Source organism: Vibrio sp. 2092 (assembly GCF_033339635.1).
Classification (GTDB): Bacteria; Pseudomonadota; Gammaproteobacteria; order Enterobacterales; family Vibrionaceae; genus Vibrio; species Vibrio alginolyticus.
In genome coordinates this window covers 239,520-252,858 of sequence record NZ_JAWOUY010000006.1, presented here as the reverse complement: position 1 = coordinate 252,858, position 13,339 = coordinate 239,520, and the positions used below count along the sequence as shown (strand labels likewise).

Genomic DNA, 13,339 nt, shown 5'->3' with positions numbered 1-13,339 from the left:
GTCAGTCGAAAAGGGCGCGGAAAACCCGCGCCAAATATTTTTTAGAAGTCGTATGATGCCTCGACGTATAGTTGACGTCCGATTGGATCGTCATACCCAGTTGCATAGAATGGAGAGGTATCGCTTAGAGGATCTGCAGGCGGTACTTTGTCAAACATGTTGATAGCACCAAGAGTTACACGACCACTCTCGTTGAATTGGTAAGAAGCCGTTAGGTTCCACGTTGTCATACTAGCGATTTCTGCTTTGTAACCCGCTTTTTTAGCAGAATCACAGTCATCAAAGTAGTAACGGTTTGCGTAGCTTGAACACATACGGTCGCGGTATTTACCAAATAGGTTGATAGCGACATCTTCATATGCCCAGCCAAGATTTAACGTTGCGGTGTATTCAGGCATGAAATCTCTTTCATCCGTTACAGGCTCGCTGTCGTTTTCTTGATATTCAGCAATCAAGATCTTCGTTACAGCAACACGCGTGTTAAATGAGCCGAACTCATTAGTGTCGTATGCGTATTTGATCGCTAGGTCAATACCAGAACGCTCTTCATACGACTGGTTCACTGGACCATAGGATACCGACTTGATGGTGCCATCTGGGTTACGAACGACTTCAGTACCTGGGTATTTACCTGGATCGTTAATTACGTCTTGGTAAGTTGGTGCTGTTACGACGTCTTCCATCTTGATGTGGTACCAGTCAACGGTTACACCAAGATCATCCACAGGCTCCCACGCTAGACCCAAGTTAATGTTTGTACTTGTTTCTTCTTTCAGCTCTGAGTTAGGTCCATTAAGCGTATCGAAGTACTGAGTATCACACTCTGGGTACTTGTCTTTATCTTGTGGGCCGCTACCACCAGCGTTGGCACAAAGCACAGGGTCAAAACCAGAACCAAAGCCTCGAGTTTGATCACCAAATAGTCGCTTCAAGTCTGGAGCTCGGAAGCCTAGACCGTAGCTACCACGTAGCAATAGGGTGTCAGTAGGACGGTATGCTAGGGCTACTTTAGGAGTGAATGCGCCACCAGTTGCCGAGTCGTCGAAGTAGTGGTCGTAACGACCAGCGACAGTCATTTCTAAATCTTCAATGATAGGAATAAGAGCTTCAACACCAAGACCAATCTGATCACGGTCACCGCCGCCTGATGTTCCACCTAGGCCAGAGAAACCACCAGCTGCTGTTGTAGCATCAATCGTCTCATTGTAGTCAGTACGGTTCCATTCACCATAAACAGCAAAGCCAGACATACCTGCAGGAAGTTCAACCAAATCACCAGCCAGTGAGCCGTTAACAGAGTAAAGCTTTGAGTAGGCTTCTTTGCTTGAAGTGCCGCTGTATTTGTCTACAACGTCTTGAGAGATAGGCCCTAGAAGATCGACATCACCATTTTGTACAGCTTGGTCGAGAGTTAGGAAGATTGCTGGGTTGCTTGTTTCAACGCTTTGCTCAGAGTAACCAGCGGATAGGTCCCAATCATACGTATCAGCAAGCAGGCCGTTCAAGCCTAAGGTTAAGCCAAAAGAATCGGCTTCAGTGTTACTTTCGCGTGGTCCAAATTCGACCATACGGCGAGTGTATTCGCCTTCGCCGCGGAAGTGAGTGGCATCAACTTCAACGCTGTAAGGGTTAGGTTCGAATTCAGATTCTGTAGACTTGTAGCCAAAACGGGCTTCTGCCATGGCAGTGACATTGTCGTTAATGTCCATTTCACCACGTAAAAGTAGGTCTACTTGTTTGTTTTCTGGTTTTAATGTTCGGTATGCAGAGCGGTTAACACCACACTTTCCATCCGCTCGTTCAATCGCGGCATCACCAACGACTTCTTTACATGAAGAACCAGCATCAGCTGGTGTTAGAAGTGTTCCGTTGGCGCCTTCAAAGTTTGCACCGTAGCTAGAGTAGCCACTTAGCTGAGAACGGCTAGAACCGTCATCGCCAGCCCAATCATCTCGGTCAGATTGCTTTAGCATTTCGTTGCCCGCAAATTGGCCAACGAAGAGAATACGTTTGTCGTCAAAGTTTTTGCCAGCTACAACGTCTAAACGACCATTTTGGTAACCACCATCCGTCGCGTCACCCGCGCGTACTTTTACAGAAACGCCATCAAAGTCTTTCTTTAAAATGAAGTTTACGACACCACCGATTGCGTCGGAGCCGTAGATAGCAGAACCTGAGTCGGTCATTACTTCAACACGCTCAATAGCGGCGACAGGGATTTGGCCGATATCTTGGAAGTTAGATGTACCATCTTGTGCTAGCGGGTATTGAGGAAGACGACGGCCATCAATAAGAATCAATGTGCGTGACGCGCCAAGGCCACGTAAGTTGACTGACTGCGCTGCTGGTGTAAACGAGAAAGAGTCTGTTTGAGCCATTACACCACCTGTGTTTTGGGTCAAACTGTTCAATACGTCTTGCGCGCTGTTAAAGCCTTTAGACTCAATGTCTTTACTATTAATAACAGTAACTGGTGATGGACCTTCCATATCCGTCGTGGAGATACGCGAACCAGTAACTTTCATCTTTTGAAGTTTTTCAACTTGCTGCTCTTCTGCCAGTGCTGTTGCTGGGGCTGCAACTGCTGCTGTCCCCAAAGCAAGGCTTATCGCAACAGATAAAGCGGTTGTGTTTTTATACATCCTTGTTGCTCCGATTATTATTATTTCCTATGTCTGGCCGCATAGCGGCCAAATGTGACGTTAATATTTCGTTAACGTTCGGCCAATGTATAACCGAGATGAAAAAAGGAAGTCAAACCAGTGGTAAACGGGGATGCTTAAATGTAAAAAAGATGTAAATAACCAGGCTTTGTTTAAAAGGCGGAATAAAAAACCGAATAAGGTTTATGCATCGAGATTAAATTTCAATAAAACACCGTATTTTGTGTTTCTTATAAACTTTAATGACTTATCTTGCCTATGGTTTTTTAGTGGGTAATTGAATCTGGAAAAAGATATTTTTCCAGTGAATTGTTCTGAGATGAGTTTTATATCGAATCCATACTTTGTTAGCTCGAACTTATTAGGTGGTATCAAAATATGATACCCATTGCTGTTAAAGGGCTCACTCGTATTTTTAGGTCAAATATAACCTTGGATTATGTGTCTATTTATGTGTGTAGGGTGCATTTTTATGTAGGGTTTTGGCTCTAAACAGCCTAGATTGATATTCTGTATGAATTATTTTTGTGGTTTTTTATAATTTTTTACAAAAACATTTCTGTTTTTCGACATCGAAGGAAGTTTGTCATGTTTTGGTTTCAAACACTTGAAGCTGATGTGGATTCAAGATAAATATGACGCTGAAATTATTGCAGTAGTAGAAAAGTCTAGCTCTTGAGGCGCAGGGAGTGTGCTTCAACAGTTTTAGTTACTACGAGATAAATATGCACCATTTTGGGCGGAAAATATCCTCTTTCACTCCGTTTGAACTGGACAGTAGACAAGGAGCAAGTTGTATATGCTGTCGTACTTTTTACGCCGTTTGGCGTTGGTTATCCCAACGTTTCTAGGGATAACTATTCTCATCTTTGCTATCACTCGTTTCGTGCCTGGCGGACCTGTTGAACGCATGTTGTCACAAATGCAGTCTCAGGGAGATGGCGCCGCATCAATGACGTCTGCGGGTGGTAATACGGCCCTTTCTGACGATCAAATCGCGGAGCTGAATGCGTTTTATGGCCTGGATAAACCTGTAACGGAAGCGTACGTCGAGTGGTTAAGTCGTTTGGTAATGCTAGATCTTGGCGAGTCGACGCGTTACTACGAGCCTGTCTCGGACATGATCGCAGAGCGTTTGCCAGTGTCGTTGTTTTATGGCGGCATGACCTTCTTTATTAGTTATTTTATCTCGATTCCTCTTGGTTACTATAAGGCACTCAAGCACGGTTCTGTGTTTGATTCCGCTTCTTCAGTACTCATTTTCGTAGGCTACGCGCTACCAGGTTATGTGGTGGGTGTATTGCTGATCACGTTATTTAGTTATCACTTGGAATGGTTTCCGATGGGAGGTTTTGTCGGCGATGACTTCGACGATTACGAAACCTTCTTTGAACGCGCTAAAGACATTATGTGGCATGCGGTGTTGCCTTTGATCTGTTACCTCATTGGTGATTTTGCCACGCTGACGATGACAATGAAAAATAACCTGATGGAAAACCTTTCCTCAGATTACATCCGCACCGCAATTGCGAAAGGATTACCTTTCAAAAAAGCAGTTCGTAAGCACGCGTTGCGTAACAGCTTAATTCCAATCGCGAGTCACTTTGGTAACTCTTTGTTGTTCTTCATGACCGGTGCCTTCCTGATTGAAGTTATCTTCAATATTGATGGCATTGGCTTATTGGGTTACGAATCAATCATGGAGCGTGATTACCCTGTTGTTATGGGTATTGTTGCCATTAATGCGTTGTTACTGCTCATTGGTAACATCATTTCAGATATTTGTGTTGCTTTAGTCGACCCTCGTGTGAAGTTTGGAGCGTAACATGATTAAAGTTAGTCCATTAACTCAAAAGAAAATTCGTCACTTTAAAGAGATCAAACGAGGCTATTGGTCGTTTGTTGCTCTTTCTATCATGTTGCTCCTTTCTCTATTCGCCGAACTTTTGATCAACAGTAAAGCGCTAGTCGTCAAGTACGATGGTAGCTACTATTTTCCTGTTGTCAGTGACGTACGTTTAGGTAGCGAATTCGGCCAAGAGTCATCCAGTGAAGCCGATTATCGTGTACTGCAAAAAGCGTTTGAGGCTGAAGGGGGCGACAACTTTGTTATTTTGCCGCTTGTGCCGTGGAACCCATATGAACAAGATTTTAGTGGTGATTTCCCGCCAACAGCACCTAGTGCCGAAAATAAGCATTATTTAGGTACAGATGTGATAGGTCGCGATATTTTGGCGCGACTCGTCTACGGATTCAGAACTGCGATGGGATTTGCGTTGCTTACGATGGCCATTTCCTACGCGATCGGTACTGCAGTCGGTTGTGCTATGGGTTTTTGGGGCGGTAAATTTGACTTGTTTGTACAGCGACTTATCGAAATCTGGTCAATGGTACCGTTTTTGTACGTCATAATGATTCTTGTTTCAATCGTTCAACCGACGTTTGCTCTCTTTGTCGCTATTAACGTGCTTTTCACTTGGATGGGGATGACATGGTACATGCGGACCATGACCTATAAAGAAGCGGCACGAGAATACGTAATGGCGGCACGTGCTTTAGGGGCATCGACTGGACGTATCTTGTTTAATCACATCTTGCCAAATACGATGGTGATGATTGTAACCCTAGCACCTTTCACTATTGCAGCTAACATCACAGCATTGACTGCTCTCGATTACCTAGGCTTAGGCTTGATGCCACCAACACCAAGTTGGGGTGAACTACTGCAACAAGGTAAGTCAAACTTAGATTCGCCATGGATTGTTGCGTCAGTAGTGACTTCTATTGTTCTGGTTCTGGTAATGGTGACCTTTATTGGTGAAGCCATTCGAGCGGCTTTCGACCCGAAAAAATTCACACGCTATGTTTAAGCGAGCATTGTGAGCAAAACATAAAAAGGGAAGTTTTATGAAGAAATTATTTTTAGCGTCCACGCTGAGCGCCCTGAGTTTTGGTGCAATGTCAGCAACGCTTCCGACCGACTTAAACTGGCAAACAAACTGGGATGAGCCTCAATATGGTTCGCCAGAAGCGAAACGTGGAGGGACTTATCGCACCTTTATGTCAAGTTTCCCGCAGACGTTACGTAGTGTTGGTCCAGACGCTAATGCAGGGCTACGTTCTTTTATCTTAGATGAAACACCAGGCTTGGTGGTCCGCCACCCAGATACTTTAGAGTTCATCCCTGAGCTTGCTAACGAGTGGGCGTTAGCAGGTGACAACAAAACGGTCTATTTCAAACTCAACCCTGAAGCCAAATGGTCGGACGGCAAACCTGTGACTGCCGACGATTTCGTGTTCATGCTGAAGTTTTATCGTTCCAAAGACATCTTGGAACCTTGGTACAACGATTACTACAACAAAACGATTGCGGATGTTATCAAGTACGACACTCATACGTTTGCTGTTAAGGCGGCGAAAGAGTTTAATCCGGAAGAATTGCTGTTACGAATGGGGGCTCTGCGCCCACGTCCCGCACATTTTTATGCTAACCCTTCAAAAGATGAAAATGGTGACGGTATACATGACAACTTTGTCCGCTACTACAATTTTAAAAGTGAACCAACGACCAGTGCATACTACCTAGATGACATTAAAAAAGGTAAAAGTGTGACCTTCAAACATGTCGGTGAAGACTGGTGGGGTTACAGCAATAAGTATTATCAACATCGCTATAATGTCGACAAAATCCGCATCACAGTGATTCGCGACAGTGATATCGCGATGAAGCACTTTGAGAAAGGGAAGCTGGACGCATTTGGTCTTGTTTTACCAAGCTTATGGCATGATAAATCGAATACGGAACCTTACCAAAAGGGATACATTCAAAAGTTCTGGGGTTACAACCAATTTCCAGTTGGGGCTGGTGGTGTATGGATGAACACCGCGATGCCTTTGCTGGATGATTTAAACATTCGCAAGGGCATTACTTACGCGATTGACTTTGATGGCATGATAGAGAATGTCATGCGTGGCGACTACTCCCGTAAACCGAACCCGACCGGTTATGGTCATGGTAAATACACCCTACCAGATGCTAAGGCACCGAAGTTTGATCCCGCAAAAGCGGCCGAGGCATTCGAAGCCGCAGGTTTTAACAAAATTGGTTCTGATGGTATTCGTGTTAATGATAAAGGTGAGCGCTTAAGCTTCGAGCTGACCTACGGAACACCTGTTCATACTCCTCGTATTGCATTTTTGCGTGAGCAAGCCAAGCTAGCAGGGCTGGATATTGAGCTCAAGTTAGTTGATGGCTCATCTATGTTCAAATACGTACGTGAGAAAAAGCACGATTTGGCTTTCTTAGATATGGGTACGTCTGAGATCCCAACGTATTGGGAGTACTTCCATTCAGTCAATGCGAACAAGCCGCAAACTAACTCTTTCACAAACTACAGCACGCCTGAACTGGATGAAAAGATCATCGAGTATCGTTTTGGCATGGATATGGATAAAAAGATCCAGCTAGGTCATGAGATTCAGCGTGACATCATTGATGCTCACGTTATCGTCCCAGGCTACATGGTTCCTTATGTCCGCTATGGTCACTGGCGCTGGTTAAAGTTTCCAGATAAGCCAATGAATCGCATGACAGAGGCGCTGTTCAGTGGTGCAATCATAGGCGATGGCACTTACTGGATTGATAGTGATATCAAAAAAGAAACGAAACAAGCGATGAAGTCAGACAAAGCTTTTGAACCTGTCGTTGTCGTAGATGACACTTATAAGCTGTAAGGATTGGTTATGGAAAACGATGTAATCCTAAGTGTTAAAGATCTCGAAGTTGAATTTACCACCGATGATGGGCCAGTGAAGGTTCTGCATGGTGTGAACTTTGATGTGCGAGCTGGACGTACACTCGGCCTGGTGGGAGAGTCAGGTAGTGGTAAGAGCGTAACCTCAATGTCGATCATGGGGCTATTACCTAAGCCATATGGCAACATCATTAAAGGTGAAGTGAATTATCGCGGCACCAACCTAGTTGATTTGCCTGCGGAAGAGATGTACGCCATGCGTGGCGATCGCATTTCGATCATCTTCCAAGACCCGATGACGGCGCTCAACCCAGTGCACACCATTGGTCGTCAAATATGTGAAGTGCTTGAGCTCCATCGACCTGAGCTCGACAAAAAGGAGCGGGAGGCGTACTCGATTGAAATGCTGGCAAAAGTAAAAATTCCAATGCCAGAGAAGCGATTGAATGAGTATCCCCATAACCTATCTGGTGGTATGCGCCAGCGTGTCATGATCGCGATGGCATTGGCCTGTAAGCCGGATATTCTGATTTGTGATGAACCGACTACAGCGTTGGATGTTACGGTTCAGGCGTCTATCCTTGAACTGATGAACGAGCTTCAGGAAGAAACGGGCATGGCGATGATCTTCATCACTCACGATCTCGGGGTTGTGGCAGAAGTGTGTGATGATGTTGCCGTGATGTATGGCGGACGTATTGTCGAAAAAGCAGAAATTTTTGAGTTGTTTGATAACCCGCAGCACCCATACACAGAGCGTTTAATGGGATTGATGCCGAGCTTAGATAATGAGCCGAAGCAGATGATCGATATCAAGCCTATTGATGCCAGTATGTTTGCCAGTTAACTGGGCAAAGTGAACCAGTCATAAAAGAGGATGTTATGGCAAAAGAAGTATTAAGAATTGAAAATCTTAAGCAGCACTTTGTTTCTGGTAAAGGGCTGTTCAAGAAAGGCTACACCATCAAAGCGGTAGACGGGGTTTCACTGTCTGTTTCTGAAGGTGAAACACTGGGGCTAGTTGGTGAGTCAGGTTGTGGTAAAAGCACCCTTGGTCGCACGATCTTAAAGTTATACGAGCCAACAGAAGGTAAGATTTTCTTTGAAGGTAAAGACATCACTAAATTGTCTGTGAAAGAGATGCGATCGCTGCGTAAAGACATGCAAATCGTCTTTCAAGACCCAATGGAGTCACTCAATCAGCGTCATACCATCGGTATGATTCTGGAAGAACCGTTTGTTATTCATAAAATTGGCACGCCAACAGAGCGTAAACAATGGGTAAAAGAGCTTTTAATCAAAGTGGGATTACCAGAAACGGCAGTAAACCGTTATCCACATGAATTTTCAGGCGGGCAACGGCAGCGTATCGGTATCGCTCGCGCGATTGCATTGAAGCCTAAACTGCTGATTTGTGATGAATCGGTATCTGCGTTAGATGTGTCGGTACAGGCGCAAATCTTGAACCTATTGCTACAACTGCAACAAGAAATGAACTTGGCGATCATATTTATCTCTCACGATCTCTCGGTGGTGAAACATGTTTCTGACAAAGTTGCCGTGATGTATTTTGGTAAAGTGGTAGAAGCAGGCAGTGCTAAAGAAATTTATGCAAACCCGCAAAACGAATACACCAAAAAACTCCTATCTGCGATTCCGATCACTCACCCTAAATATCGGAAGAAAAAGCGCGTAGCTGAAAAAAAGCAGCAAGTGGCGTAAGTGATGCCACAGGTCCTATAACACAAAAGCGCTCCGCCAAATAAGCGGAGCGTTTTTATAAGCAAATGCCAGGACTTGGAGTCGATTTGCACTGATGTTTATTCTGATTGATTGAAGATCGTTGCATGCTAAACTCAAGGCCTATTTTCTTTGTTTGGATAATGGACCATGCCGTCGAATTTACCGAAATCCTTTAGTCGACCTTTCCTGAAAATCTTCCATATTTTGGAGGCGGTGTTATTAGTCTCTATTACCTTGGCGACGTTGTACGCCATGATGCAAGAGTTTGTGCACGTATTTGTAGAGAAGCGTGTCTTACTCACGGATATTCTGTTGATGTTTATCTATCTGGAAGTGCTCGCTATGGTGCAGCAGTTCGTGATGAACGGTAAAATTCCGGTACGCTATCCTATCTACATCGCGATGATGGCCATCGCCCGCTACATCACACTCGGAATGAAAGAGCTGGATGCAGTTTTGGTTGTGTGGTTATCTCTGGCTGCGTTTATTTTGGCTGCGGCTACTTTGCTGATCAGAATTGGACACCATTATTGGCCCTACGTTGATAACAGAACCTTGGAAAAAGATGAGTAAAAGAAAGCCCCGCACTAGCGGGGCTTTTTTGTTTCAATACTCGATGACTTTTAGATCATTCAATGTTTTGGATCTGCTCACGCATCTGTTCAATCAGAACTTTCAGTTCAACGCCCGATGCGGTGATGTCGGTGCTGATGGATTTCGACGCTAGCGTGTTCGATTCGCGGTTGAACTCTTGCATCATGAAATCTAGACGACGACCCACTGCGCCACCTTTTTTCAGAATGTTCGTGGTTTCTTTTACGTGAGAATCAAGACGGTCTAGCTCTTCTGCTACGTCTGATTTCTGTGCCAGAAGGATAAGCTCTTGCTCGATACGAGATGGATCCAGTTCCACTTTAGCGTCTTCGAACTTCGAGAATAGTCGTTCACGTTGCCACTCTAGTATTTCTGGCATGCGTGCGCGCACTTTCACAACTTCTGATGTGATCGCTTCTAGGCGTTGCTCAATCAGCGCCTTCATGTTCTCGCCTTCACGAGCGCGCGCTTCAATAAATTCATCCATTGCGCCATCAAACGCTTCTAGTAGCACTTTATTTACCGCATCCATGTCTTGCTCTGGCGTTTCCATTACCCCCGGCCATTGCATGACTTGAAATGGATTGATTCGGCTCAGTTCACCAGTCATGTGCATGACTTGTTCAGCGGCTTTAATTACCTGGCTAGCAAGCGCTTCATTGATGCTAAGCTCACCTTTTGCGGCAGGGTTTGCTTCAAAACGCAGATTACATTCTACTTTGCCTCGCGCTAAGCGCTTACGAAAGCGCTCACGTAAAACGGGCTCTAACCCGCGAAATTGTTCTGGCATGCGGAAGTATGTTTCTAAATAACGCTGGTTCACGCTGCGGATTTCCCATACCGCAGAGCCCCAATCGCCTTTTACTTCTTTGCGTGCATACGCTGTCATACTGTAAATCATCGAATTTTCCTGTCTTCATTTTTTGAAAATTACTTCAAGAGTGTATCATGCTGCGTCGATAGGTGCGCGGGATGTATGGATTGTTTATGTTGTGCCAGCGGCGTAACCTATGAATCCGGAATCGATTCCGTTATAATCTTCGCCCAACCAAATCGTCTTCTCCTCATATTTAAGGTAGATGCCCATGCGTCCAAACGATCGCAAGGCGGATCAAGTTCGCCCTATCAAAATTACTCGTAACTACACAGCTTACGCTGAAGGGTCAGTGCTAGTTGAGTTCGGTAACACCAAAGTGTTGTGTAATGCGACCGTCGAAGAATCTGTGCCACGTTGGCTAAAAGGTCAAGGTAAAGGCTGGGTTACAGCTGAATACGGCATGCTACCTCGAGCAACACATTCTCGTACTCGTCGTGAAGCGGCAAGTGGCAAACAAGGCGGCCGTACGATGGAAATTCAGCGTCTTATCGCGCGAAGCCTACGCGCTGTGGTCGATCTAAAAGCCATGGGTGAGTTCATGATCACCGTTGACTGTGACGTTATCCAAGCAGACGGCGGCACTCGCACTGCATCTATCAGCGGCGCAAGTGTTGCAATGGCCGATGCATTCCAACACCTAGTGGATAGCGGCAAGCTAAAAGCGAATCCAATGAAAGGCCACGTAGCGGCAGTTTCTGTCGGCTTACTAGGCGACGAAGTATTGTGTGATCTTGAATACGTTGAAGATTCAGCGGCAGACACAGACATGAACGTAGTAATGACCGAAGAAGGCAAGATGATTGAAATTCAGGGCACCGCAGAAGGTGAACCGTTCAGTCACGAACAGCTGATGGCATTGCTCGAGTCGGCGAAAGTCGGCATTACAGAAATTGTCGCAGCGCAGAAGGCGGCGTTAGCCAATTGATTTAGATAGCTCCCATTATGGGGGCTATTTTTTTATCTCGACAATAGAGAAATGAATGATTGTCGAGAAGAGACACAAGAAACCAAGGACATAGAGAGAAAATAATGAAAGCATACCAGCGTGAATTTATTGAGTTTGCACTTGAGAAAGAAGTTCTTAAGTTTGGTGAGTTTACTTTGAAATCTGGCCGTAAAAGCCCGTACTTCTTTAACGCTGGTCTTTTCAATACTGGTCGTGACCTAGCGCGTCTTGGTCGTTTTTACGCAGCCGCGCTCGCTGATTCAGGCATTGAGTTTGATGTGCTGTTTGGCCCTGCGTACAAAGGGATTCCAATCGCGACGACAACAGCAGTCGCGCTGGCGGATCATCATGACGTCGACACGCCTTACTGCTTCAACCGTAAAGAAGCGAAAGATCACGGCGAAGGCGGTAACCTTGTAGGCTCTGCGCTTGAAGGTCGTATCATGCTAGTAGATGACGTAATCACAGCAGGTACTGCGATTCGTGAATCGATGGAAATCATTCAAGCAAATGGCGCAGACCTTGCTGGTGTGTTGGTTGCGATTGACCGCCAAGAAAAAGGCAAAGGTGAGTTGTCTGCGATTCAAGAAGTGGAGCGTGACTTTGGTTGTGCAATCATCTCGATCGTTAGCTTGACTGACCTTGTGACTTTCCTTGAAGAGAAAGGCACAGACAAAGAGCATCTAGAAGCAGTCAAAGCATACCGCGCAGAATACGGCATTTAATTGGTTACTTTTTCTGAAAAAGTAAAAAGGGCAGATGGATATTCATCTGCCCTTTTTTGTTTTTGGATTCATCGCCTTGACCACTTACTTATAGCGAATGCCTTTCTCGACATGCTCATCTTGCATGGTTTTATAGCGTTTATGGAGCCACATCCATTGCTCTGGAGCGCGTAGAATGACTTCTTCCACATACTTGTTCATATAAGCGGCAGCGGCGACTTCGTCTTTTTGTGGATAGTCGGCTTCAATGCACTTATCGGCGATGATGTCGTATTTTCCTTCGTCATTGCGAAACCCTGAGCCTGGGATGATCGCACATTTTGAGGTATACGCCAGAATGCTCGTGCCTGTTGTTGTACACGCATCGTCTACGGCAAAGAAGGGCACAAATACTGATTTTTTGCGACCGTAATCGTGATCCGGTAAATAGAACAGACGCTCACCACTGCGTAATACACGAATCATCTTTTTTACATCTTTACGATCAATCAGTTTATTGCCGTTATGTGTCCGTCCCCAATACTGGATAAAGTTATAAGCAGGATTATTATGCGGACGAAACGCGCCGTACCCGGCCACGCCTAACACGGCGAAAGCACGCGCAGTGATCTCTAGATTAAGAGCGTGGACACAACAAAGTAGGACGCCTTTACCTTCTTTGGCTTTTTCACGCAGTGCGCCGAGATCTTTCTCGACGATCAGGTTTTTAAAGCGCCAAGTCGGCCAGAACCAAGTGATTCCGGTTTCTATCAGTGCCATACCGGTATTTTTGAAGTTCTCTTCAACAATATGTTGAATCTCTTCAGGTGTTTTGTCTGGAAAGGCCAATTCTAAGTTACGCTGAGCAACGTGGACACGCTTTTTACCGTAGCGCATGCCAAGTTTACCGAGTGAACGACCTAATGAAAGCAGCAGCCGATAAGGAAGAATATTGACGAGGATGGCCAACAGACCAAAACCAAGCCATACGCCCCAGTTACGAGGGTGAAGAAGTGAAAGAGAAAACTCGGGCTGCGTGTATTTGTCTTTACTCATAG

Annotated in this window: 11 protein-coding genes; 8 read left to right on the top strand and 3 right to left on the bottom strand. The window is 45.3% G+C overall.

The annotated features are described in order from the left end of the window. Positions 1-41 precede the first annotated feature (41 nt). A complete protein-coding gene (locus R7P80_RS13215; protein WP_017634998.1) occupies positions 42-2,642 on the bottom strand; it encodes a TonB-dependent receptor plug domain-containing protein in 2,601 nt (866 codons plus the stop codon). Between the two features lie 820 nt (positions 2,643-3,462). Here R7P80_RS13215 and R7P80_RS13210 point away from each other — a divergent pair. From R7P80_RS13210 to R7P80_RS13185, 6 genes are all read left to right on the top strand, one after another. After that, the gene (locus R7P80_RS13210; protein WP_005384771.1) at positions 3,463-4,488 is read left to right on the top strand and encodes an ABC transporter permease subunit; all 1,026 of its coding nucleotides are present in this window, start codon (positions 3,463-3,465) and stop codon (positions 4,486-4,488) included. A 1-nt stretch (position 4,489) separates the two neighbouring features. Further along, positions 4,490-5,533 (top strand): ABC transporter permease, encoded by a 1,044-nt coding sequence (locus tag R7P80_RS13205; protein WP_053303397.1) that lies wholly within the window; start codon positions 4,490-4,492, stop codon positions 5,531-5,533. Between the two features lie 37 nt (positions 5,534-5,570). Beyond that, positions 5,571-7,397 carry an extracellular solute-binding protein gene (locus R7P80_RS13200; RefSeq protein WP_047103768.1) on the top strand — a complete coding sequence of 609 codons (1,827 nt, stop codon included), beginning with the start codon at positions 5,571-5,573 and terminating at the stop codon, positions 7,395-7,397. A gap of 9 nt (positions 7,398-7,406) precedes the next feature. Next, positions 7,407-8,264, top strand: a complete 858-nt coding sequence (locus R7P80_RS13195; RefSeq protein WP_005379371.1) for an ABC transporter ATP-binding protein — start codon at positions 7,407-7,409, stop codon at positions 8,262-8,264. A gap of 35 nt (positions 8,265-8,299) precedes the next feature. Beyond that, complete coding sequence (locus R7P80_RS13190; protein WP_005379372.1) at positions 8,300-9,139, top strand: ABC transporter ATP-binding protein; 840 nt, start codon at positions 8,300-8,302, stop codon at positions 9,137-9,139. Positions 9,140-9,307: 168 nt separating this feature from the next. Then, on the top strand, positions 9,308-9,733 hold the full coding sequence (locus tag R7P80_RS13185) for a phosphate-starvation-inducible protein PsiE (RefSeq protein WP_047103769.1): 426 nt from the start codon (positions 9,308-9,310) through the stop codon (positions 9,731-9,733). A 55-nt stretch (positions 9,734-9,788) separates the two neighbouring features. Here the strand turns inward: R7P80_RS13185 and R7P80_RS13180 are convergent, their stop codons facing one another. Then, the gene (locus R7P80_RS13180; RefSeq protein ID WP_005379378.1) at positions 9,789-10,655 is read right to left on the bottom strand and encodes a YicC/YloC family endoribonuclease; all 867 of its coding nucleotides are present in this window, start codon (positions 10,653-10,655) and stop codon (positions 9,789-9,791) included. A gap of 184 nt (positions 10,656-10,839) precedes the next feature. Here R7P80_RS13180 and rph point away from each other — a divergent pair, with 184 nt between their 5' ends. Beyond that, on the top strand, positions 10,840-11,556 hold the full coding sequence (gene rph, locus R7P80_RS13175) for a ribonuclease PH (protein ID WP_031780917.1): 717 nt from the start codon (positions 10,840-10,842) through the stop codon (positions 11,554-11,556). 104 nt (positions 11,557-11,660) lie between these two features. Continuing rightward, positions 11,661-12,302, top strand: coding sequence for an orotate phosphoribosyltransferase (gene pyrE / locus R7P80_RS13170; protein ID WP_026000307.1), 642 nt, complete (start codon positions 11,661-11,663; stop codon positions 12,300-12,302). Between the two features lie 84 nt (positions 12,303-12,386). Here pyrE and R7P80_RS13165 read toward each other — a convergent pair whose 3' ends face one another. Beyond that, positions 12,387-13,337 (bottom strand): Kdo(2)-lipid IV(A) acyltransferase, encoded by a 951-nt coding sequence (locus tag R7P80_RS13165; RefSeq protein ID WP_033905948.1) that lies wholly within the window; start codon positions 13,335-13,337, stop codon positions 12,387-12,389. Positions 13,338-13,339 lie beyond the last annotated feature (2 nt).

Excerpts from the sequence above, each read along its gene's own strand:
- R7P80_RS13180 (WP_005379378.1), bottom strand. The coding sequence starts at position 10,655 with ATGATTTACAGTATGACAGCGTATGCACGCAAAGAAGTAAAAGGCGAT.
- rph (WP_031780917.1), top strand. The coding sequence starts at position 10,840 with ATGCGTCCAAACGATCGCAAGGCGGATCAAGTTCGCCCTATCAAAATT.
- R7P80_RS13210 (WP_005384771.1), top strand. The coding sequence starts at position 3,463 with ATGCTGTCGTACTTTTTACGCCGTTTGGCGTTGGTTATCCCAACGTTT.
- R7P80_RS13200 (WP_047103768.1), top strand. The coding sequence starts at position 5,571 with ATGAAGAAATTATTTTTAGCGTCCACGCTGAGCGCCCTGAGTTTTGGT.
- R7P80_RS13190 (WP_005379372.1), top strand. The coding sequence starts at position 8,300 with ATGGCAAAAGAAGTATTAAGAATTGAAAATCTTAAGCAGCACTTTGTT.
- R7P80_RS13195 (WP_005379371.1), top strand. The coding sequence starts at position 7,407 with ATGGAAAACGATGTAATCCTAAGTGTTAAAGATCTCGAAGTTGAATTT.
- R7P80_RS13165 (WP_033905948.1), bottom strand. The coding sequence starts at position 13,337 with ATGAGTAAAGACAAATACACGCAGCCCGAGTTTTCTCTTTCACTTCTT.
- pyrE (WP_026000307.1), top strand. The coding sequence starts at position 11,661 with ATGAAAGCATACCAGCGTGAATTTATTGAGTTTGCACTTGAGAAAGAA.
- R7P80_RS13215 (WP_017634998.1), bottom strand. The coding sequence starts at position 2,642 with ATGTATAAAAACACAACCGCTTTATCTGTTGCGATAAGCCTTGCTTTG.
- R7P80_RS13185 (WP_047103769.1), top strand. The coding sequence starts at position 9,308 with ATGCCGTCGAATTTACCGAAATCCTTTAGTCGACCTTTCCTGAAAATC.
- R7P80_RS13205 (WP_053303397.1), top strand. The coding sequence starts at position 4,490 with ATGATTAAAGTTAGTCCATTAACTCAAAAGAAAATTCGTCACTTTAAA.